We start from the raw sequence: 19,670 nt of genomic DNA on the forward strand, positions 1-19,670 counted from the left end.
GAGTGTGGAGCACATTATCCTGTATCCAGGCCGCATCTGCAACGCCAAACCCGCCTGAAAGGCAAAAAAACCGCAGCTTCTTCTTCGTTGCAGTCCGGCGAAAGCCGCCGCGTGAAACTGGGGGTGGCGCCGTGCCACCAGAGCAGTCTCTCCATCAACCGGCCATCGCCGCTCCGCCCGCGAGCGCGATCGAACCTAGGCTCCATGCGTGTCCGCAGCGAATTCGCGATCACTCTCGACTGGGCCCGCCGTGGTCTCTGAATCCACGTGGAGGGCGCTGGCGTCGATCCGGCACGAGCATCTGCTGCGCGAGATGTTCGGGCGGGTGGCCATGGCGCAAGCGGCGGCGCGGGCCGTGCAGGCGGATGGGCTGGCGCTGCCCGAGTGGCTTGAAGTGCGCGAGGCGCCCGAGATCGAGTTGCCGCCGCGACTTGCTCGCGTCGAAGGCAGCGACCGCCACACCCTCCTGCTCGCGCTGCACCTCAAGGCCGCGATGACGCTGCTGGAAGGCAAAGGGCTGCTCGAGAAAGCCAAACTCAGTTTCATCAAGTCGATGAGCACGGTGGCGCTGATCGTGCAGGCGTACCAGACGGGGCAGATCCGGGCCGCCAAGCCTCTGCTGGTCGCGCTGGAGCGCAAGGGGCACGAGATGCCGCCTCCCGAGCAGATGGCGGCGCTGCTGGCGGCCCTGGATGGACTCCAGTGAGGGCCGTATTCTCTCCGGCCGAGGCGTGAATCGAGGCGGCGGCTCCCGGGAGAATTGACCTTTTTCCAGCTCGGGCCTAGGGTTGACATCCCGAATCGCCCAGCGGTGGGCGCGGGTCGCAGGCGATCAGTGCGGACCAGTCCGTGCGATCGCTTGTTTCATCCTGATGGGGCGGATATTCTGACCGTCCCGATCCGAGTGGAGTGCGGTTTCAAGCGGCATCGGGGGCCTGCTGCCACCGTAGCTCAGTGGTAGAGCACTCCCTTGGTAAGGGAGAGGTCATGGGTTCAAATCCCATCGGTGGCTTTCTGCAGACGGCCTGGGCCGGGCCCGCCGTCGAAAATGCCCGCTCCGGCTGAAGCCGACGCGGGCGGAGATGTTGAACGGTGCGTCAGATCGCGCTTCGGCGCTGCCGCACTACAATCAAGGAACACACGCGACAAACCGGGTCGTCATGTCGGCGGCTCACCAGAGCGTACGAAGTTTGGAGGTTGCCTGCAATGGCTAAGGGTGTATTCGAACGAACCAAGCCCCACGTGAACGTGGGCACGATCGGCCACGTGGACCACGGCAAGACGACCCTCACGGCCGCGATTACCGCCGTGCAGGCCGCCAAGGGCCTGGGCACGTACAAGCCCTACGACGAAGTCGCCAAGGCCTCCGAATCCGACGGCCGCCGCGACCCCACCAAGATTCTCACCATCGCGACCTCGCACGTCGAGTACGAGTCGGAGAAGCGCCACTACGCGCACGTGGACTGCCCCGGCCACGCCGACTACGTCAAGAACATGATCACGGGCGCGGCCCAGATGGACGGGGCGATCCTCGTCGTCTCCGCCGCCGACGGCCCCATGCCCCAGACCCGCGAGCACATCCTGCTCGCCCGCCAGGTCGGCGTGCCGTACATCGTCGTGTTCCTCAACAAGTGCGACCTCGTCGATGAAGAGGAACTGCTCGAACTCGTCGAACTCGAGATCCGCGAGCTGCTCAGCAAGTACGACTTCCCAGGCGACGATGCGCCCATCATCCGCGGCGCTGCGTTCCCGGCTCTGCAGAACCCCACCGATCCCGAGAAGAGCAAGTGCATCCAGGAACTCATGGATGCGCTGGACAAGTACATTCCCGAGCCGCAGCGCGAGACCGACAAGCCCTTCCTCATGTCGATTGAAGACGTGTTCTCGATCAAGGGGCGCGGCACGGTCGGCACCGGCCGCATCGAGCGCGGCGTGGTCAAGGTCGGCGACGAAGCCGAAATCGTCGGCCTCCGTCCCGACAGCCGCAAGACCGTCGTGACCGGCGTCGAGATGTTCAACAAGACTCTCGACCAGGGCCAGGCGGGCGACAACGTCGGCCTCCTGCTCCGCGGCGTCGAGAAAACCGAACTCGAGCGAGGCCAGGTGCTCGCCAAGCCCGGCAGCATCACCCCGCACACCAAGTTCAAGGGCGAGGTGTACGTGCTGACCAAGGAGGAAGGCGGCCGTCACAGCCCCTTCTTCACCGGCTACCGCCCGCAGTTCTACTTCCGCACTACCGACGTCACGGGCAACGTGGCGCTGCTGGGCGGCGTGGAAATGTGCATGCCCGGCGACCACGTCGAAATGGAAGTGGACCTCATGGGTAAGCCCATCGCCATGGAACCCGGCCTGCGCTTCGCCATCCGCGAAGGCGGCCGCACCGTCGGCTCGGGCGTGGTCACCGAGGTCATCGAGTAAACAGTTCTTGGGCGTCAGGCTCTCCGGATCGACTCAGCCGAGTCGATCCGGAGCCTGCCGCCAGGCCGGCCTGACCTAGTCGCGGCTGCGGAGCGCCATCATGGCTAAGAAGTCAACGGGTCGCGAGTACGTGTGGCTCCAGTGCACGGAAAGCAACGACCTCAATTACCGAACGCAGATCAACCTCAAGGGCGGAATGCCCGAGAAACTCAAGGAGGGGCTGATGAAGTTCTCTCCGAGACTGCGCAAGCACACGCTGCATAAGATCAAGCGGAAATAACCCCGCGGGCGGGTTGACCCCTCCCGTGCGGATCGATCGAGGCGGGCCGTCGCGGCCCCGCGTACGGGCGTAGCTCAATTGGTAGAGCAGCTGATTCCAAATCAGCAGGTTGGGGGTTCGAGTCCTCCTGCCCGTGTTTGAAACCTTCCCCCGCAGCGGCAAGCGGCGCTGCCTTTCCCCGAATCAGAGTCTGACCGATCCCCATGGCTGGCGCAATCTACAAACCGGAACAGGGCTACTGGACGCGGGTGATGAGTTCCGTCGCGGTCGGCGTCATCGGCCTGGCCGGAGCCGTATGGATCTACGACCAGCTGACGGGCGCGAACATCTACCTGCGCGGCGGCTTGGCGGCGGGCTTCCTCATCGCCGCGGCGGCGCTGGTGTACTGGGTCTACGGCGTCAACCGCAAGACGGTGGATTTCTTCATCGCCACCGAGGGTGAGCTGAAGAAGGTGAACTGGACGACGCGGCGCGAGATCATCGGCTCGACGTGGGTCGTGGTCATCGTCGCCGTCTCCATCGCCGCGATCCTCTTCGTCGTGGACATCTTCTTTAAGGAACTGTTCAGCGCCATCGGCATCCTGACGGGGGGCAGCTACTTCGTGGACCTCTTCAAGAGCCTGTTCGGTTGACCGTGCTGCCCGGCAGCCAGCGCGGCCGAGTGTCCACCGAGGCGATACCATGACCGTTAAGCCCAGCGTGAGCGAGCCCCATCCCGTGGAAGTCAAAGTGACCGACCAGCAAGAGAACATTCCCGAGGAACCGATCTACCAGCCCGGCATGGACTGGTTCGTGCTCCGCGTGGCCTCCAACAAGGAGAACTACGTCCGCGAGACGCTGCTGCGCAAGGTGCAGATCGAGGGGCTGACCAATCTCGTCGGCCGCATCCTCGTGCCCACGGAAAAGACCAAGACCATGAAGGGCGGCAAGCAGCGCATCACCGAGACCAAGCTCTACCCGGGCTACGTCTTCGTCGAGATGCGCCTCGAGCCCGACGGCCGCATCCCCCAGGACGTCTTCTTCCTCATCAAGGAGACGACCGGCGTGGGCGACTTCGTCGGCACGGCCGGCCGGCCCACGCCGATGAGCAAGAGCGAAGTCGAGCAGATGCTCCACGACGCGCGCAAGCCCGACGAGGTGCCGCAGGTCAAGGCCGAGTTCACCAAGGGCGACGTCGTGAAGATCAAGGAAGGCCCCTTCGAGAACATGGAAGGGACCGTCGACGAGTTCATGCCCGACAAGGGCATCGTGCGCGTCCTCGTCACCATCTTCGGCCGCCAGGCGCCCATCGAGGTCGAGTACTGGACCTTGTCGCGCGCGGATGAGTAGAGCCCGTCACTTCCTAGATTAATCCAGCAGCCGCGCGATCTCGCGCGCCCGCTGCAGATTGCGCCAGATGCGCTGTTCGCGGCCCTCGACATCGGCAAGGGCCTTGATGGCCTGGGATACGGAAGTGTACTTCTGCCGGTCGCGCCGGAGCCTCGCAAGGATTTCAGCCCCGCGCCCGGCCACGTCGCGGCAAGGGCGCACCGACACGCGCGTGTCAAGCACATCAGCCAGCGCCTGCGCGAAGACGCGGTCGATTGAGCCGCATGGTTCGGTGAAGCCGGTGATCACGAAGCGGCGCACGGGTATGCCCTGCGATTGCACGACTTGTACGGCGTCGCGCAGATTCAACGCCAGTCGCTCGCAGCTGGTGAGTGCGTCGATGCTCTCGCGCGGCCGCTCGATCGCCGGTCCCCACTGGATCGCGTAGGTGCAGTATCCCTCAGCCAGGCCCGCGGGGTGGAAGACCGCGCGCTGAATTGTCGAAACGGGAACGCGGCTGCTCATCGCCGTGCGCGGCCAGTCAGCGCCGGCGCCAACCTCGCCGGCGCATTCGATGACCAGGGTTGACGGCTCCGCCACGCCCGCCGCCGCAAGCCGCACGAGCAGTCGATCCAGCGGCTCGCGGGTCACGGCGAGGCATCGCTTTCATAGAGACGGTGCGAGCGAATGTACTCATGCACGCGCGGGTCGATGAGACCGGCGACCTCTTCGCCGCTGGCCAGGCGCCGGCGAACCTCGGTCGAACTGACGTAGTCGAGCGGCACATCGACGACCCACGCCAGGCGCTCGGCCGGCGCGCTCGAGGCGCGCAGCGATTCGCGCGTGTCCGGCGGCCTCAACACGACCACCGGCCGGGCCAGTTGCACGATTCGCTCCGGCTGGCGCCAGCGGTCGAACGTGCGGAGCTGGTCGCTGCCCATGAACAGCCGCAGTTGCACCTCGCCGGCCAGCGCTGCCCGCAGGGCTTCGAGTGTGTCCACCGTGTAACTCGCGCCGGTGCGCTCGATCTCGAAGGTGCTGATCGAAGTGCGCGGCTGATGCTCCAGCGCCAGGCGCAGCATCGCCAGGCGATGGCCGTCCGGAGTCTGCGGCGCCTGCTTGAGCGGCGACTGTTGCGCGGGGATGAACAGGACGTGATCGCACTGCGCCGCATCCGCCGCCTCCAGGGCCAGGCGCAGGTGCGCGCGGTGCGGCGGGTCGAACGTCCCGCCCACCACCAGCAGCCGCCTCGTCTCAAGCGGCAGCGGCGGCTCGATCGGAAACCCCTTCACGCCGGCGCCTCCTCCTCGCAGAGCAGGTTCTCGAGCACCCCCACCACTCCCCGCATCGCCAGCTTGGAGCCCTCGCCCATGCGGCGCACCGTCGAAATCGCGCGCGGCTGGCGGAGCAGGTCGTAGCCGATGCGCCACGGCCGCACGCGGCCATTGCGGCCGATCCAGTGGTCGATGCCGTCGGGCAGGATGGTCTGCACATCGTCGCTCACGCCGCGCACCACGCCCCAGCTTTTGTGGTTCGTCTGCGTCGCCCACGCGGCGAGCGCGGCGGATTCGGTGTCCACCAGCGCCGCCCCGGTCGTCTCATGCGCACTGCGGCGTTCTTCGGGCAGGCGGAGGATGCGGCGGCTGGTGAACATGTCGCACATCGCCAGGCCCCGCGCCGCGGATTCATCGCGCGGCCAGGTCGCGGTCCACTTCTCCCCATCATCGCTCATCACCCGCCGAGCCACGCGCACCTCGCCGGCGCGCAGCCGCGGCATCAGCGCGCCCGCCACGCCCGCAAAGACAATGATGCCAAAGTCGCTGCCGTCGAGTTCAAGGAGAAAATCGAGCACCGCCTCGACGCCCGGACCCGTGCAGTGAATCGACACTTCGCGCTCGAGGCGAGCCGACGCGTGCAGGTGTTCGGCTTCGTATTCAAGGGCGCACAGGACAATGGGCCGACTGAGTCGCCCCCTGCTGAGCCCGCTCTGGCCCGCTGTGCTCACGCCGTGAGTCTAGCGATGTCGGTTGCTGGAATGCAGCCGGCTCAGCGGTCGCCGATGACGGACCGCTCGTGCGCGTCATCCACGACGCCGATGCGCCTGTTCGGACCCATCATCTGCATGACCATGCGATCGAGGCCGTCGAACTGCCGGCCGAGTTGCTCGATCGTCAGTCGCTCGGCCAGGAGCATGCCGTTCGCGTCGTACACGCTGTAGCGCGGCCCGGCGTCGCCGGCGCTGACGACGATCTCGTGCTCGCGGCCGATAAGGCGACCGAGGACCGCCGGGCCCTCGGGCGAGGACACGCCGGCCGAACCCGCCGAACTGGTGCGCGGACTGAGGATGCTGGCCATCGCGACAAAGGCGAGCGACAGGCCGAAGATGGCCAGCAGGCGATTGAAGGTGCGGCCGAAGGGGTCCATGTCGAGGTTCATCGGCCGGCTCGGCGGGGATTTGCGATGCGACTGCACAGAAGTGCGCGAGGCGCGGCGTGGCGGGCGTTTCACCCGCTACAGACGCCCGCACCCGGGCGGATTGCCAGTTTGGCCGTGCATGTTCCCGGGCCTACAATCGGCCCCTTCGAGTGCCGGGCCGCGCTCTCGAAGACCAGCCGACCCCATCGTCTAGCCAGGTCCAGGACACCAGGTTTTCATCCTGGTAACACGGGTTCAAATCCCGTTGGGGTCGCTTTTTGACAGTAGATCAATCACGCCCTGGCAGGGGCTCGCTCGCACGGCTGTGCCGGGCCGGTCGTGACGGGTCTGTGGCCGGGACTGGTCCGCGATCGCCGCAGCGCGCGAGACCGCCCAAGTTTCGCATCGCGATCAACCGATAGGACTGGCGACGCCCTGATGCGCCTGCACCGTTACCAGACTCGCCCGCCTGAAGTGCATTGAATTGTCACCCTGCGCGCATCGGAGACTGCTGCTCATGCCCTTTCGCCGCCTGACCGTCCTGCCCACCATCCTGGCCCTGCTGCTGAGCGTGACGCTCGGCGTCGATGACGCGGCGGCGCAAACCTCGCGGCTCAACGTGGCAACCCAGGTGCGCGACAAGATCGCCGGGGCCCGGCTGGGCGGGGCGTCGATCACCTGCCAGGTCGTCGAGGTCGATACGGGCGATGTGCTCGCCTCGGTCGAGCCCGAGCGGGCGATGATTCCGGCGAGCAATCTCAAGCTCATCACTTCGGGCACCGCGCTGCTCGCGCTGGGGACGGATTTCAGTTTCGAGACGCACATGATCCGCAGCGGCGATCGCCTCATCATCGTCGGCAGCGGCGATCCGGCCCTGGCGGACCCCGAACTGCTCACGAGCATGCAGATGAGCATCGAGGCGTTCATCGACCTGTGGATCGACGATGTGGTCGCGTCGGGCATGACCGAAATCAGCGAACTCATCATCGATGACCGCGTCTTCGACCGGCAGTTCGTGAACGCGACGTGGGAAGAGGAAGACCTGCTCTACCCGTACGGAGCGCAGGTGAGCGGGTTCAACTACTTCGGCAACTGCCTGTGGTTCTACGCCTGGCCGGCGCGGCAGGCGGGCCAGGCGCCGACGTATCGCATCGAGCCGGATGTGTCTTCCTTCCTGCGCTTCAGAAACGAAGCGAGCACGACGGTGAGCGCCAAGGCCACGAACCAGATCTACGTCGTGCGGCCGCTGACTGTCAATGAATTTGCCATGCGCGGCACGATCCGCCGGCCGCAGGCGGCGCCGATGAAGATCACGGTGCACAACCCGCCGTCGCTCTACGCGCAACTGTTCGCGCAGCGGCTGCGCCAGCGCGGCGTCAAGGTAGCCGCGGCGCGCACGGCCGGCGAGGGCGATCCCCTGCCGTTTGTCGGCGAGGTGCTCGGCCGCCCGGTGCGCTCGCCGATCGGCACGATCCTCACGCGCTGCAACCAGGACAGCGACAACCTCTACGCCGAGGCGCTGCTCAAGCGCATCGGCCACGAAGTCACGGACCAGCCCGGCTCGTGGACGAACGGCGCCGCGGTGGTGCGGCTGGTGCTCAGCAAGCACCTCGGACCCGCCGCGGCCACGCAGGTGCGCATGATCGACGGCTCGGGCCTGAGCCGCGAGAACCGCGTCACCGCCGGCGTGGTGGCGTCGTGGCTGGCGATGCTCGGCCGCAATCCGCAGACGGCCGAAATGTTCCACGATTCGTTGGCGCTGGCGGGCGAGAACGGCACGCTGCGCAAGCGCTTCGGCGATCGCGATCTCACCTGCGAGGTGCGGGCCAAGAGCGGCTACATCTCCGGCGTGTCGTGCCTGTCCGGCTACGTCACGAGCCCGGCCGGACGGAGCCTGGCGTTCTCGGTGCTGGTCAACGACATCAAACAGGGCGAAGTTTCCGTTGCCAAGAAGCTGCACGAAGACATCGTCGCCGTTCTCGACCGCTACCTGTCGGCGACGGATCCGCGCGTCGTGGAAGGCGAGGAGGCCGAAGAAGCCGCGCCGCAACTGGGTGGGTAAGGCGAGGCGCCGCGCGCCGTCATGCCATGACGAGGCGCAAGCGCCCGCCTCCGCTCCGAAGAGGCACAAGCGGGTAGCCACGGGTAAGCGCAGCCGCAACGCGGCACAGCGCCGGCGTGAAGATCGGCGGCACGGGCACCGATGCGCGTGAGTGTACACCTTCGCCGTCCTGCGCGCAAGTGATGAGCTTCACAACCTCAATAGAGACGCAGCACAACTTAGGGGGACAGGTCATCGTCACTTCGACCTGTGAGCAGCACCGCACTCGGTGCAAATCGGCGAACTCCCACGAGGATATCCGCAATGCACGCACCTGCCGCGAATAGAACGGTGATACCGCCGAATCGCTGCCGGTCCAAACACCAGGATAAAAAGACTTGCAGAGTAGAAGAGCGAATTGAACACGCAGCCTCGCCAGATCGGCCGGGTCGGCAAGTATCGTTGATCGATTGCCCCCGGGATGCGATGTTTGCACCACGGTACCCACTCCGGGATGAGCAGCCCCTCTCTCCATCGACTCGGCGGCACCCAGGAAATCGGCGGGTAATAGTAAGCATTCACTTCCTGGCGGATGCGTTCCAGGTAGACACTGTGCACGGGCCAACCGGCGCTCAGCGTCCATGTACGCGTGTAGGTCCCCATTAGCTGTCTTCGATCCGATCGAGTTATGCCGAGTCCTCGTTCCTCAATCAGCTGGATGGGATGAATACTTACCTCGGGCGGAGGCATGTGCGGTAGTCCGTTATACGTGATGCGCGTGTCTATTGTGGGCGACCAACATACGCAGGCCCAGGCCAAGGCGACATTCAGAATCGGTCCTGACACCAGAATGAACAGAATGATCAGAATCCGTCGACGAAGCTGGCTTCCCGATTCAGTGATCATTGAGCGACTTCTGTATGTGTTAGAGCATCCCGCAGCAAACTTGGAGACTAGACCGCCCCTTCAGGGCTCAACTGGTTGACCCAACCTCATCCCCGGGGCGATGCCCCGGGCTGCCATCTTCCGCCCCTTCGGGAGTCAAGAGATCGGCTTGTTCTTCGCCGGCGCCGCGTCGCACGTCGCAACCGACGAATCTCGTTCACGGAATCAGTTCCATGACTCTGAGCACTTCGACGATCGCTTCGTCGCACGCCGGCGCTGCGTGTTCGTTTGCGACGTTGGTCACGGCTATGGCGGCGGCGTGGCGCGCGGGCGCGATCCAGATGACGGCGAACCACAGGCCGTTGCTGCCGGCATGCGTGAGGATCGACCCGCCGGCCCACGGACGCTCGCCGGTCACCCAGCCCAGCGCGTAGTCCTGCTGGTAGAAGTCGTCATGCAGGATCGACCAGGCCTCGGGCTTGAGATACGTCGATGCCTCGCCCGCGCCGCCGCTCGCGCTCGCCGCGGCGAATTTCGCCCAGTCGGCCAGCGAAAGATGCACCGTGCCCGCCGGGCCGAGCGCGGCGGGATTGTCAGCGCCCGCCGTCCACGGGCCCACCGGCTTGAGCGTCGCACCCGCACCGGCGTGGCCCCACGGCTGCGAAGTTTCATCGTGACTTATCTTCTCGGATTGCGGCGCGCCGAAGCCGGCTGAGCGCATCTCGAGCGGCTCGAAGACTTCGCTTCGCATCAGATCTTCCCACGACCGTCCCGTGGCGTGCTCCATCATGGAGCCGGCGATGACGTAGCCGAAGTTGGAGTACGCCATTTCGCTGCCCGGCTCGGACGCCGGCGAGCGCGAGAGGATGAGCCGGGCCACGGCACGGCGCTGCTCGATGATCGGGCCGTTGAGCGACCGGACCGTGGGCCAGATGGCGGGGTCGGGCTGGCGATCTTCGGGCAGACCCGATCGGTGCGAGAGTAGTTGGCGCAGCGTGACGCCGCGCCAGGCCGGGAGGATTTCTTCGCCGACGCCCTCGATGGAGCCGAGCGAGGCGCCGATGGTGGTGTCCCACTCGATCTTGTCGGCCTCGACAAGTCGCGCGGCGAGCGCAGCGGTCATCGCCTTGGTGCACGAGCCAATGTGCCAGAGGTCATCGGTCGTGACCGGTTCAGCAAAGCCGGCGCGGCGCACTCCAACGGCCCCGATGGCCGCGACCTGGCCGTCGCGCACGGCGACGGCGGCGAGGGCGGGGAGTCGGCGCGATTCAAGGATGGACTGCAACTTGGGCGCGACGTCAATCGGCTTCGCCGGCGCATCGGCATCGGTCTGTGCCGCGGCGGCGCGGCTGAGCAGCAGCGCCGCTGCGACCAGCGCCGCACCAAGGCGTCTGGCAACGCATTGGGCGGAGGGAAGGTGCGCCGGGTTCATGCCGCCGCCGCCTCGCGCTGCCGCAGCACGCGATTCATGACCTTGATGACGAAGAAGACGGACAAGCCGACGATGAGGAACTCGATGATGGTGTTGATGAACATGCCGTAGCGCATGGCGACCTCGGGCGTCACCACAACGCTGTTTTCATCCATGGTCGCCGCCCGGAGGAGGATCTGGAGGTCTTTGAACTCGACGCGCCCCAGCGCCATGCCGATGGGCGGCATGAGAATGTCATTGACCATCGAGTTGACGATCTTGTTGAACGAAGCGCCGAGGATGATGCCCACGGCCATGTCCACGACGTTTCCCTTGACGGCGAACTCGCGAAACTCCTGAACGAAACCCACGATGACACCGTTCCTTTCGAGGGCGCCAGGCGCCGGGTGAGCGAGACGCTATTCGATCGGAGGCAGGCCCTGCAACGCGCGCAGGAGCATGATCTGACCGACGTGGTAACTGTCGTGGAAGGCGATGTACTGCAGGCGCTGCAGATCAGAGCCGTCGTCGGCGATCGCAGCGCGAACCTGCTCGTGCGACTGCCGCCAGCGCCGGCGGAGCTCTTCGGCCATGGATGGAGAGGGCTCGGGCGGCGCGGCGAAGTTGCGGTGCTGCTGCTCTTCGGCGCTCACGTCCTGCCCGCGCGTCCGCCGCAGGGCGACATCGCGCCAGAAGAGCATGTGGTCGACGTACTGCCAGATGCAGTGGCGCTGCGGTTGCGGCCGCCAGACGAGTTGGGCGGGGGCGAGATCGTCAAGCACGCGGCTCCACGGCGCGGCCCACAGGCCGTCTTTCCACGCCTCGTCCCAGTGTCGAATCAGTGTGGTGCGGTCCATCTCGCCCTCCTGACTGGTGCGTGATGCTAGCAGCCATGTGAGCCGCGGATGCCTTCAGGCTCGGCGCGATGGATTGAGACTGTCGAGCGGGAACGCCGGGTTGGCGATCGGTCGCAGCGCGAGCGAAAGCAGCGTCAGGACGTGATCGTCGCCGGCGATGCGGTTGGTGCGCAGCGTGTTGCATCCCGTGCAGCGGTGGACGATGGCCCACTCGCCGTCGCGGCGCACCTCCAGCGCGATCGGCTCCATCGGGCCGCGACACGCGCAGCGCCGATCTCCCACCTGCTCATCCACGTGCCTCGACCAGAGGCATTGCGGACAGTGGTTGCGATGGCTGGTTCCATACGCCTGCGGCGACACGGCCTGGCGGCAGTGAATGCAGGTAAAGCCCGTTTCAGGGCGGGTCTTGTGTGACATGTGAAAGGCACATCCCGAGTCGGCGGCGCTGGCGAACTCCGGAGGAGCGCGCTTTGCCGCCGCGACGATTCAATTTGATTGTCTCGGAGATGCTGAGCGGCAACCCGCCGCCGCCTCGGCCTCGATCTCCCGACCGGCCGCAGCGCAGGGCGATGCGCCGCTGCGACAGGGCGCTGCGGCGCGATCAGCGACGGGTTGTTCTAGACAGTGGGTGCCATCAGTTGCAAGTGTATGCAAAAATCACCCGCGTTCAACTCATCCGGCGGCGCCGGCCGCCCATCCACCCCAGTGCCAGCGACACGAGCACGAAGGCGCCGGGCTCGGGAATCGGCAGGTACTCGATCATGAGCACCGGGCGGTAGAGTTCGTTGCGGTTCTCGCGGGTGTCGAATCGCTTGGCCGTGTAGGGGGTGGATTCGTTGCCGATGATCTCCCAGCCGAAACTGCTTGAAGGATCATCGAGCCACAGCTGGACGTCGGCGACCATCTCGGCAGTCGAGTTCCAGGTGTAGAACCCGTCGGTCGAACCGACGATGGTCGAGCCGCTGGCGTCTGCGACGAAGTCGCCGCCGAGGTTGGTCCACGATTGGGTGTTGTAGAAGGTGTAGCGCCAGGTGGCGTCGCCAGGCGCGGCCTGGCCGCCGCCGCCCTGCTCGCCGGGCGCGATGGAGGCGCCTTCGCCCCAATCGGCCAGCACGCGGTGGAGTGAGACGACCTGATCGCCGGCAATGGTCTGCGACATGTGCAGCGTGAGCGAGACGCTGAGGATCGTCGAGCCGGCGGGCACGGCGCCTGCGACGTCGAATGCTGCCAGGGCGCGGCGGTAGGCCCAGCCCGCGGTGGATCCGGCGAACATGTGCGCGCCGGCGCCGTTGCTCAGCGAGCCCTGGAAGTCTTCGTAGAGCGTGTTGTCTTTGGAAGTGGTAACCGACACCACGTCGCCCAGCGCAGCTGCGCTCAAGCCCCATACACCGATCGCCGCCGCGCACAGCGCTGCAGCCTTCAAGCCCCCGGCCATGTCTCGACCCTCCTCGAAAACCCGCGTCGCGACATCGTGCCGCGCGTGGACATTGTACCAGCCCGCCGCCGCAGGCGCGTCGCCCCGGCAGAATCGTCAACCCCTCGATCCGGCGCGATATTCCAGACCGGCACGAACACGATCACGGTGATGTCCGATAGCCGCAGGGCGGCAGGTTGGATTGAGCAGCGCGAGCCGGCCGATGAAAAGACCCGCGCGGAAACGCACGGGTCTCTGAAGCAGGCTGGGGGAGTTGAAGCTTACTGCGTGTCGGGAATGATCTCGAGCAGAGCGACGAGTTCGCCTTCGATGCTTGCGGACGGACCCATGATCCACCACTTGGCGCCGCTCACATCGGCAGCGCCGCCGAGGGAGATGGGCACAGAGCACGTGCCGCCCTTGGCGTAGAACTCGGCGACTGGCCGGGCGTCCTGCAGGTCGCCGTAGCCCATGAGCAGGCGATAGGGATCGCTTGAGTCGGGCATGTTGATGGCCGCGAGGAAGCCGCGGTCCTGCGAGTTGATCACGGCGAGCATGGCGCGGCCCTTGAAGCCGCTGTCGGCGACGGTGAATGAACTCAGTCGCGATTCGGGATTGAACCAGAAGTCCTCGGGCAGCTGCCCGAACCTGACGGCGATGATCTCTTCGATGCGGTTGTTGACCATGGCGTCGGCCATGCGCATGGCGTTGGAGTAGGCGTCCACGCCGAACCAGGTCAGGCCGAGCGTGACGGTGAGCAGCACGAGCGCGGCGATGCGCCACATCGGCGAGACGCGGCCGGCAGCGAATCGTTCGACCCAGTCGCCGCGGCGCGGAGCGGCAGCGCCGGCGGGCGGGAACTGCAGGCTGCCACGCAAGTCTTCCTCAACGAAGCGCTCAAACTCGCCAAGCACGCGGCGTTTGAGCGTCGGCGCCGGCTGGCGTTCGATGAGTTCGGCGACGTGGCCAACGGTGCGATCGCGCAGGTCCTCGTCGGGCCGGGCGTCGATGAGCAACTCGCCAAGCGCGATGATGTCATCCTGCACCACCCGCAGTTCGCGGCGCGTGTCTGCATCGGCGCGGCGGAACGCCGCCTCGAACGCCTCCGATTCATCGGGATCCAGCATCCCCAGCGCGTCGCGGCTGGCCAGTTCAATGAGTTCTTCCCGTGACCACTTCATGCGATACCTTCTTCACTCGGCACTCGTTCTCGCAGCACAGCCAGAGCGCGGCTCAGGGCTGACTTGACCGTCCCGATCGGCTTGTTGAGTTCCTGACCGATCTCCCGCAGCGTCTTGCCGCCCAGATAGGCCCGCTCGACCACCTCACGCTGCAATTCGGGCAGGGCCTCGATCTTCTCGCGCAGGCGCTGACGCCGCTCGTTCCTCTGCATCCCCGATCCCGGAGCCAGGATCGATTCATCTTCCGCCGACCACTGCTCGTCAAAGCCCCTGAACTTGGGCCGCACGCGCATCCGCCGCAACTGATCCACCAGGTAACGGCGGGTGATGAGCATAACCCAAGTCACCAGCGAGGCCCGATCGGGGTCGAAATGACCCGCGCTCTGCCACAGGCGGACAAACACCTCCTGCACCGCGTCTTCGGCATCCCCTTTTGAGGGGAGGAGTTGATAGGCCATTCGATACACGAGACAGGCGAAACGGTCGTACAGCTCGGCGACCGCAGCGCGATCTCCCTCCGCAACTCGCTGCATCAGGGACCAGTCATCGTGCATTTCAAAGAATCCTAGCCGCCGGGCGACGCCGGCACACCACTGTCCGCAGCGTAAAGGGCTGAGGTTTCAGGATTTTCGGCGTAGGGATGAAATCCCTCACCTGATGCCCTGTTTCGGAAAAAAGGGGAAACTTTTGCAATCTGAGTGGATTCGGGGTTGTCCCCGCCGGGTTTGTGGTACATTAATTGAGTGCTGACGGACACCGGAGTTCAGCCGTGGCAGGTGAAATCCCCAGATCCGAATTGACATCGGCGCGGTCGCGCAACACCAGCGGAGCGTGCGCCGCGCTGTGCATCGCGCGCAGCGCGCAAGCGCGCCGCGGTTTCTCTCTCATTGAACTGCTCGTGGTGATGGGAGTTGCGAGTCTGCTCATCAGTCTGTTGATGCCTGCGTTCGCGCAGGTGCGCGAAGCCGCCCGCCGCGTTGCGTGTGCGAGCAACATGCATCAGATGGCGATCGCGCTCGAGTCGTATTCGCGCGACAACCGTAACCGTATGCCGAATTCGTACTTTGCCGGCAACCAGTATCGCGAGCCCCGGCCCCAGGACATGATGATCCTCAATCGCGGCGCGCCGAGGGATGCATGGGACGGCATGGGCCGGCTGTTCTCGCGCAACTACATCAACGCCGCAGGCGTCTTCTACTGCCCGTCGCACACCGGCAATCACACCATCGATCGGTACGAGGATTTCTGGAAGCGTGAAAGTCAGACGCTGATCTTCGGCAATTACCAATACCGAGGCATGCTGAACCTCAACAGCCAGCAGGCTGATCCCATCGACCGCTACGACCGCGATCGGCTGCGCATGGAGCACCCCTCGGGCGTGTCGCTGCTGGCCGACGGCTTGCGCACCAAGAGCGACTTCAGCCACGTGATCGGCTGCAATCTGCTTGAGGATGATCTGAGCGTGACGTGGTACATCGACAAGTCTGCGCGCGTTTACAGCATCCTGCCTGACACGGAAAGCGAGAACTGGCCCCGCGCTCAGGTGTGGTTCCGTCTCGACCAGGGCCTGGGCAACCAGTAAGCGTCTCAGGAATCGCCCTTGCAGCCCCCGGCGCCGCCGCCGCTGTTCTGCGCGTCTACCATGAGTGCGCGGCTGCGCCATCCGGCAGGCTTTCGGCCGCCCGTGCCCGGCTTCCGTTGCCTTCGATCAGACGGTCCACGTCGATGCTCAAGCGATTCTTCGGCCGCTCACCCGCCACACCCAGCCGCACGTTCATCACCGTCGTCTCCGGCCTGCCGCGCTCCGGCACGTCGATGATGATGAAGATGCTCGATGCCGGCGGCATCCCACCGATCATCGACAACATCCGCACCGCCGACGAGGACAACCCCAAGGGCTACTACGAATTCGAGCGCGTCAAGGCGCTGGACAAGGGCGACACGGCCTGGGTCGCCGACGCGGTGGGCAAGTCGGTCAAGGTCATCTCGGCGCTGCTGCGCCACCTGCCGGGCGGCTTTGAGTACCGCGTCGTGTTCATGCGCCGGCGCCTCGAAGAGAGCATCGAGTCGCAGAAGAAGATGCTCGTGCGCCGCGGCGAAGATCCGGACAAGATCAGCGACGCCGAGGTGCTGACGCTGCTGCAAAAGCACCTGGACATGGTGGACAACTGGCTCGGCCGCCAGCCCAACATCCGCTGCCTCGACGTGCAGTACCACGAAATGATCGCCAACCCGATCGACGGCGTCGCGCGGCTCAATGCATTTCTCGGCGGCGATCTCAACGCACAGGCCATGGCGCAGGTCGTCGACGAGAACCTCTATCGCAACCGCGCCTAGGACTCGATGGACAAGGCAAAAGCGACAAACCCCGCGCATCGTGGCGCGGGGTTCGCGAGGTCTTTACACCTCTGCCGCTTCTCAGCGGAAGTCGGTATCTGCGTACACGCGGATGTTGTCCACGCCGAGGTGATGGAACTGGAAGATGTAGAAGAACTCGGGGTGGAAGTAGTGGAAGTTCAGTTGATCCACGTCGGTGACGACCTGGTCCCACGTGAAGTTCGGCGGCGTGTTCGGGCCGAGTTCCCACGCCACCCAGCCGTCGGGCGTCTGACCCGTCACCTGGCTGGGCATCGGGAAGCGGAAAGTGCGCACCTGGCCGTCGAAGGGCATCATCCGGCCCGTGACGTGGTAGAAGCCGAAGTCATCTGAACTGTCGCCGGGCGTGCCGTTGTCATTGACGATCGAGATGGTCATGTCGCGCACGGTGTTGAAGTCGGCGGTGCCGGCGGTGGTGATGGAGAACCCGATGACGCCCTCGGTGCGGTAGTTCTTGTTGCCGGCGAGGCGGTTCGAGCCATCGGTCTTGGTGCTCAGCGTGACGCCGAACGTGTCGATCGAGGTGCGCAGGTAGTGATTGCCGTTGTTCACTTCGATGCCTTCATCGCCCGAGTTGTACGTCCAGCCGGCCTGGGGGTCGCCCTGGATGTTCTCGAAGGTCTCGGTCAGGCTGACAATGGCGCCGAAGGCCATGGCGGCGCAGGCCGCGAGGCCGGCGGCGCCGACGATGATCTGCTTGGTCCGGTTCATGATGCTCCACTCTCTACAAAAAGGAATTGGGTCTGCCGCCCGTGTGTTTCGAGAAAAGGATACACCCGGTTTCGCAATGTTCAAATTATCTGGTAAAATTGAACAGAAGATTCTGCTGCCGGCCGGTCCGGTTCGGGTTTGACCCTCAGGCCCCGGCTGTTTGACCTTGGCCGTTTGACCCGAGCGGGCGGGCGGCGAAACTGGCGTATGTCCAATCGCGACAAGACCATCATGATCCTCAATGCCGCGCAGCGCGAGGCGATCACCCAGTCGCCGGCGCGGCTCGAGGTGATCGACGCCATGTCGGAAATCGGGCCCTGTTCGGTGGCGGAACTGGCCCGAGAACTCGGCCGTTCGCCGCAGTCGCTCTACTACCACCTCGAGATCATGGTCGATGTCGGGCTGCTCCGGCAGACAGGCAGCCGCAAGGCCGGCAAGCGCGATGAGGCCCTTTACGACATGGTCAGCGACCACTATCGCCTGGCCGGGAGCGGCGATGCGGCCGAGGATGTCCGTCGCACCCTGCTTCGCTTCAACAGCACGGTCTTCAAACTGACCGAGCGGAACTACCGCGACGCGGTGACGCACGGCCTGCCCCGCCGCGTCGATCAGCGCGAGAACATCTACCTCCGCCGGCAGCGCGGCCGGCTCTCGGATGAGAACCTCGCCCGCTTCTACGAACTGCTCGAAGAAATGGGCGCCCTGCTGGCCGCGGAAATCGGGACGAAACCGACCGGCGGCAAGCCGGGGCGGCGCCGCGCGGCCAGCGAGCCGCACCGCTACGCGCTGACTATCGCGCTCATTCCCCTCGAAGATGCGCCCGAAGTAAGCGAAGAGAATGGTGCACTACACGCCGCCAGCGACGCGAAACCGCGCAAGCGCCGCGCCGTGAAGAAGCCCGGATGAGCGTTCGCAGCCTCGGCCCAAAGACGCTGAGACGGTGCGGCAATTGACCGCCGCGAACCGGCCACCGGGAACGCTGCCCTGATTACCGGAATCTGAAATCGCTCCGTAAGAATTCGCTTGCGGCCCCCTCGATTGCGTAGTAGTCTCATAATCAGAGGGAGGTCGATCATGCGAACTGGAATTTGCCTGGCGCTCGCTGCTGCGGCGATGGCGGGCGCTGCGAATCGTGCCTCTGCGCAGGATCCTGTGCTTTCGATCGAAGGCGTCTGCCCAGGCGAGGTGAGCGTGAGTTGGGAGGGCGCCATGTCGAGTAAGAGCGCTGCGCTGGTCTTCTCGCACGAAACCGGAGCGTACCGGATCTCGATTGGAGCGATTTGCGGCGGCACGACGCTTGGACTCGGCGTGGATGGCTTGCGTCTCCTGCGCCGATTCAACACCGGCCCCGAAGGCGCCGGCGCGATGCATGGCACCGCGAATCCCTATTCCTGCGGAGGCTACCTGCAGATCGTCGTCGTGAGTATGCCGCCATGCGAGACGAGCAACGTCGTGCAGATCCCGTGATGGCGGCGCGAGCGAGCCGCGGAAGGAGTCGATCATGCTCAAGAGTGCACTCGTAGTGGCAACTGTCCTCCTCAGCGCCAGTGCCGTGGCACGCGCGGGTGATCTGACCATCGGCGTCCAGGGCGAGTGTCCGGGCGCCATCACGCTGCGCTGGCAAGGCGCGACGCCGGACCGGTACATGGGAATCGTCTTCGCATTGGAAACCGGCACGTACATCATTCCCACGCCCTGCGGCGGCACGCAACTCGGCCTGGGCACGCGCGGCCTGTGGCTCGCCGCGATCGTGCAGACCAGGAGCGACGGCCAGGGCCGCGTCACCGGCACGGCAGCGCCCGACTCGTGCGGGGGATACGTCCAGGCTGTCGTAATGGACGGCAACCCCTGTGCGACGAGCAACGTCGTGCAAATTCCGTAAGATGCTCGGCGGAATTGCCGCGCCAAAGAAGGGACGCATCATGAAGACTGCGCATGCACTTGTCGCCAGCGCGATCGTGTTCGGCGCATGCACAAGCGCCAATGCGGCGCTCATCGGGCCGGACAATCTGGTTCTGTCAGTCAGCGAGGGCTGTCCGGGCCGTGTGACGGTCCGCTGGGAAGGGGCCGCGCCAGACCACTGGGCGGCGATTGCTTTCAGTCTGTCACGGGGCCGCTATGTGATCCCGTCGATCCAGTGCGCGGGCACCGAGCTTGGCCTTGGCACTGACCACTTCGGAGCCACGCGGCCATTCCGCACCGGGCCCAAGGGTCAGGGCGAGTTTCACCCTCGGCTCTCCGCAAAAGCGTGCGGCGGCTATCTACAGATGATCGTCGTGGACGGATTCCCGTGCACGATCAGCGAGGTCGTGCAGATTCCGTAGCGCCATCGACTGCGTTTTCTCAGACGCATGCGCGCACCCGCACTCGAAC

24 protein-coding genes and 3 tRNA genes are annotated in these 19,670 nt (G+C 65.4%); 15 read left to right on the top strand and 12 right to left on the bottom strand.

The annotated features are described in order from the left end of the window. Positions 1-208 precede the first annotated feature (208 nt). The 7 genes from IT430_16920 (at position 209) to nusG (ending at position 4,027) form a co-directional block, all read left to right on the top strand. Positions 209-706 carry a hypothetical protein gene (locus IT430_16920; protein ID MCC6909624.1) on the top strand — a complete coding sequence of 166 codons (498 nt, stop codon included), beginning with the start codon at positions 209-211 and terminating at the stop codon, positions 704-706. 234 nt (positions 707-940) lie between these two features. After that, positions 941-1,012: transfer RNA gene (locus IT430_16925), tRNA-Thr, on the top strand. 194 nt (positions 1,013-1,206) lie between these two features. Beyond that, positions 1,207-2,418 carry an elongation factor Tu gene (gene tuf / locus IT430_16930; GenBank protein ID MCC6909625.1) on the top strand — a complete coding sequence of 404 codons (1,212 nt, stop codon included), beginning with the start codon at positions 1,207-1,209 and terminating at the stop codon, positions 2,416-2,418. A gap of 100 nt (positions 2,419-2,518) precedes the next feature. Next, positions 2,519-2,698 carry a 50S ribosomal protein L33 gene (gene rpmG / locus IT430_16935; GenBank protein ID MCC6909626.1) on the top strand — a complete coding sequence of 60 codons (180 nt, stop codon included), beginning with the start codon at positions 2,519-2,521 and terminating at the stop codon, positions 2,696-2,698. 63 nt (positions 2,699-2,761) lie between these two features. Further along, a tRNA-Trp gene (locus IT430_16940) sits at positions 2,762-2,834 on the top strand. Positions 2,835-2,901: 67 nt separating this feature from the next. Next, entirely contained in the window at positions 2,902-3,330 is a 429-nt protein-coding gene (gene secE / locus IT430_16945) for a preprotein translocase subunit SecE (protein ID MCC6909627.1), read from the top strand. Between the two features lie 49 nt (positions 3,331-3,379). Next, positions 3,380-4,027: a transcription termination/antitermination factor NusG gene (nusG, locus tag IT430_16950; protein MCC6909628.1), complete on the top strand. Its 648-nt coding sequence runs from the start codon at positions 3,380-3,382 to the stop codon at positions 4,025-4,027. 18 nt (positions 4,028-4,045) lie between these two features. Here nusG and IT430_16955 read toward each other — a convergent pair whose 3' ends face one another. From IT430_16955 to IT430_16970, 4 genes are read right to left on the bottom strand one after another with little or no spacing between them, the layout of a single operon-like run. Then, positions 4,046-4,657: a hypothetical protein gene (locus tag IT430_16955; GenBank protein ID MCC6909629.1), complete on the bottom strand. Its 612-nt coding sequence runs from the start codon at positions 4,655-4,657 to the stop codon at positions 4,046-4,048. Then, entirely contained in the window at positions 4,654-5,298 is a 645-nt protein-coding gene (gene nadD / locus IT430_16960; protein ID MCC6909630.1) for a nicotinate (nicotinamide) nucleotide adenylyltransferase, read from the bottom strand. The genes IT430_16955 and nadD overlap by 4 nt, the downstream gene beginning before the upstream one ends. Further along, positions 5,295-6,011 (bottom strand): hypothetical protein, encoded by a 717-nt coding sequence (locus tag IT430_16965; GenBank protein ID MCC6909631.1) that lies wholly within the window; start codon positions 6,009-6,011, stop codon positions 5,295-5,297. Before IT430_16965 ends, nadD begins: the two co-directional genes overlap by 4 nt. Before the next feature lie 41 nt (positions 6,012-6,052). Beyond that, positions 6,053-6,442 carry a hypothetical protein gene (locus tag IT430_16970; GenBank protein MCC6909632.1) on the bottom strand — a complete coding sequence of 130 codons (390 nt, stop codon included), beginning with the start codon at positions 6,440-6,442 and terminating at the stop codon, positions 6,053-6,055. 178 nt (positions 6,443-6,620) lie between these two features. Here IT430_16970 and IT430_16975 point away from each other — a divergent pair. Together IT430_16975 and dacB are read left to right on the top strand one after the other, a co-directional pair. After that, positions 6,621-6,695 (top strand) — tRNA-Glu (locus IT430_16975). A 243-nt stretch (positions 6,696-6,938) separates the two neighbouring features. After that, positions 6,939-8,483 carry a D-alanyl-D-alanine carboxypeptidase/D-alanyl-D-alanine-endopeptidase gene (dacB, locus tag IT430_16980; protein MCC6909633.1) on the top strand — a complete coding sequence of 515 codons (1,545 nt, stop codon included), beginning with the start codon at positions 6,939-6,941 and terminating at the stop codon, positions 8,481-8,483. 1,081 nt (positions 8,484-9,564) lie between these two features. On the opposite strand, the gene IT430_16985 is transcribed toward dacB, so the two are convergent. The 7 genes from IT430_16985 to IT430_17015 all read right to left on the bottom strand — a co-directional run bounded on the left by IT430_16985 (position 9,565) and on the right by IT430_17015 (position 14,764). Continuing rightward, positions 9,565-10,779: a beta-lactamase family protein gene (locus IT430_16985; protein MCC6909634.1), complete on the bottom strand. Its 1,215-nt coding sequence runs from the start codon at positions 10,777-10,779 to the stop codon at positions 9,565-9,567. Beyond that, positions 10,776-11,129: a large conductance mechanosensitive channel protein MscL gene (gene mscL, locus IT430_16990; protein MCC6909635.1), complete on the bottom strand. Its 354-nt coding sequence runs from the start codon at positions 11,127-11,129 to the stop codon at positions 10,776-10,778. Before mscL ends, IT430_16985 begins: the two co-directional genes overlap by 4 nt. A gap of 48 nt (positions 11,130-11,177) precedes the next feature. After that, positions 11,178-11,615: a DinB family protein gene (locus tag IT430_16995; protein MCC6909636.1), complete on the bottom strand. Its 438-nt coding sequence runs from the start codon at positions 11,613-11,615 to the stop codon at positions 11,178-11,180. Between the two features lie 54 nt (positions 11,616-11,669). Then, complete coding sequence (locus IT430_17000; protein MCC6909637.1) at positions 11,670-12,032, bottom strand: RNHCP domain-containing protein; 363 nt, start codon at positions 12,030-12,032, stop codon at positions 11,670-11,672. A gap of 250 nt (positions 12,033-12,282) precedes the next feature. After that, the gene (locus IT430_17005) at positions 12,283-13,050 is read right to left on the bottom strand and encodes a DNRLRE domain-containing protein (protein MCC6909638.1); all 768 of its coding nucleotides are present in this window, start codon (positions 13,048-13,050) and stop codon (positions 12,283-12,285) included. A gap of 260 nt (positions 13,051-13,310) precedes the next feature. After that, entirely contained in the window at positions 13,311-14,210 is a 900-nt protein-coding gene (locus IT430_17010) for a hypothetical protein (protein ID MCC6909639.1), read from the bottom strand. Then, positions 14,207-14,764 carry a sigma-70 family RNA polymerase sigma factor gene (locus IT430_17015; protein ID MCC6909640.1) on the bottom strand — a complete coding sequence of 186 codons (558 nt, stop codon included), beginning with the start codon at positions 14,762-14,764 and terminating at the stop codon, positions 14,207-14,209. The genes IT430_17010 and IT430_17015 overlap by 4 nt, the downstream gene beginning before the upstream one ends. Before the next feature lie 215 nt (positions 14,765-14,979). On the opposite strand from IT430_17015, the gene IT430_17020 reads away from it, so the two are divergent. Beyond that, positions 14,980-15,792 carry a DUF1559 domain-containing protein gene (locus tag IT430_17020; protein ID MCC6909641.1) on the top strand — a complete coding sequence of 271 codons (813 nt, stop codon included), beginning with the start codon at positions 14,980-14,982 and terminating at the stop codon, positions 15,790-15,792. A gap of 143 nt (positions 15,793-15,935) precedes the next feature. Beyond that, positions 15,936-16,547 (top strand): sulfotransferase, encoded by a 612-nt coding sequence (locus IT430_17025; GenBank protein ID MCC6909642.1) that lies wholly within the window; start codon positions 15,936-15,938, stop codon positions 16,545-16,547. Between the two features lie 81 nt (positions 16,548-16,628). Here the strand turns inward: IT430_17025 and IT430_17030 are convergent, their stop codons facing one another. Next, the gene (locus IT430_17030; protein ID MCC6909643.1) at positions 16,629-17,297 is read right to left on the bottom strand and encodes a hypothetical protein; all 669 of its coding nucleotides are present in this window, start codon (positions 17,295-17,297) and stop codon (positions 16,629-16,631) included. 207 nt (positions 17,298-17,504) lie between these two features. On the opposite strand from IT430_17030, the gene IT430_17035 reads away from it, so the two are divergent. From IT430_17035 to IT430_17050, 4 genes are all read left to right on the top strand, one after another. Continuing rightward, entirely contained in the window at positions 17,505-18,203 is a 699-nt protein-coding gene (locus tag IT430_17035) for a helix-turn-helix transcriptional regulator (protein ID MCC6909644.1), read from the top strand. 168 nt (positions 18,204-18,371) lie between these two features. Continuing rightward, positions 18,372-18,764, top strand: a complete 393-nt coding sequence (locus IT430_17040) for a hypothetical protein (protein MCC6909645.1) — start codon at positions 18,372-18,374, stop codon at positions 18,762-18,764. Between the two features lie 34 nt (positions 18,765-18,798). After that, complete coding sequence (locus tag IT430_17045) at positions 18,799-19,179, top strand: hypothetical protein (GenBank protein ID MCC6909646.1); 381 nt, start codon at positions 18,799-18,801, stop codon at positions 19,177-19,179. Positions 19,180-19,219: 40 nt separating this feature from the next. Beyond that, positions 19,220-19,621 carry a hypothetical protein gene (locus tag IT430_17050; protein ID MCC6909647.1) on the top strand — a complete coding sequence of 134 codons (402 nt, stop codon included), beginning with the start codon at positions 19,220-19,222 and terminating at the stop codon, positions 19,619-19,621. The last annotated feature ends 49 nt before the right edge of the window (positions 19,622-19,670 follow it).

It is taken from the genome of Phycisphaerales bacterium, assembly GCA_020852515.1.
Taxonomy (GTDB): Bacteria; Planctomycetota; Phycisphaerae; order Phycisphaerales; family UBA5793; genus UBA5793.

Excerpts from the sequence above, each read along its gene's own strand:
- tuf (MCC6909625.1), top strand. The coding sequence starts at position 1,207 with ATGGCTAAGGGTGTATTCGAACGAACCAAGCCCCACGTGAACGTGGGC.
- rpmG (MCC6909626.1), top strand. The coding sequence starts at position 2,519 with ATGGCTAAGAAGTCAACGGGTCGCGAGTACGTGTGGCTCCAGTGCACG.
- secE (MCC6909627.1), top strand. The coding sequence starts at position 2,902 with ATGGCTGGCGCAATCTACAAACCGGAACAGGGCTACTGGACGCGGGTG.
- nusG (MCC6909628.1), top strand. The coding sequence starts at position 3,380 with ATGACCGTTAAGCCCAGCGTGAGCGAGCCCCATCCCGTGGAAGTCAAA.
- IT430_16970 (MCC6909632.1), bottom strand. The coding sequence starts at position 6,442 with ATGAACCTCGACATGGACCCCTTCGGCCGCACCTTCAATCGCCTGCTG.
- dacB (MCC6909633.1), top strand. The coding sequence starts at position 6,939 with ATGCCCTTTCGCCGCCTGACCGTCCTGCCCACCATCCTGGCCCTGCTG.
- IT430_16985 (MCC6909634.1), bottom strand. The coding sequence starts at position 10,779 with ATGAACCCGGCGCACCTTCCCTCCGCCCAATGCGTTGCCAGACGCCTT.
- IT430_16995 (MCC6909636.1), bottom strand. The coding sequence starts at position 11,615 with ATGGACCGCACCACACTGATTCGACACTGGGACGAGGCGTGGAAAGAC.
- IT430_17000 (MCC6909637.1), bottom strand. The coding sequence starts at position 12,032 with ATGTCACACAAGACCCGCCCTGAAACGGGCTTTACCTGCATTCACTGC.
- IT430_17005 (MCC6909638.1), bottom strand. The coding sequence starts at position 13,050 with ATGGCCGGGGGCTTGAAGGCTGCAGCGCTGTGCGCGGCGGCGATCGGT.
- IT430_17010 (MCC6909639.1), bottom strand. The coding sequence starts at position 14,210 with ATGAAGTGGTCACGGGAAGAACTCATTGAACTGGCCAGCCGCGACGCG.
- IT430_17015 (MCC6909640.1), bottom strand. The coding sequence starts at position 14,764 with ATGCACGATGACTGGTCCCTGATGCAGCGAGTTGCGGAGGGAGATCGC.
- IT430_17025 (MCC6909642.1), top strand. The coding sequence starts at position 15,936 with ATGCTCAAGCGATTCTTCGGCCGCTCACCCGCCACACCCAGCCGCACG.
- IT430_17030 (MCC6909643.1), bottom strand. The coding sequence starts at position 17,297 with ATGAACCGGACCAAGCAGATCATCGTCGGCGCCGCCGGCCTCGCGGCC.
- IT430_17035 (MCC6909644.1), top strand. The coding sequence starts at position 17,505 with ATGTCCAATCGCGACAAGACCATCATGATCCTCAATGCCGCGCAGCGC.
- IT430_17040 (MCC6909645.1), top strand. The coding sequence starts at position 18,372 with ATGCGAACTGGAATTTGCCTGGCGCTCGCTGCTGCGGCGATGGCGGGC.
- IT430_17045 (MCC6909646.1), top strand. The coding sequence starts at position 18,799 with ATGCTCAAGAGTGCACTCGTAGTGGCAACTGTCCTCCTCAGCGCCAGT.
- IT430_17050 (MCC6909647.1), top strand. The coding sequence starts at position 19,220 with ATGAAGACTGCGCATGCACTTGTCGCCAGCGCGATCGTGTTCGGCGCA.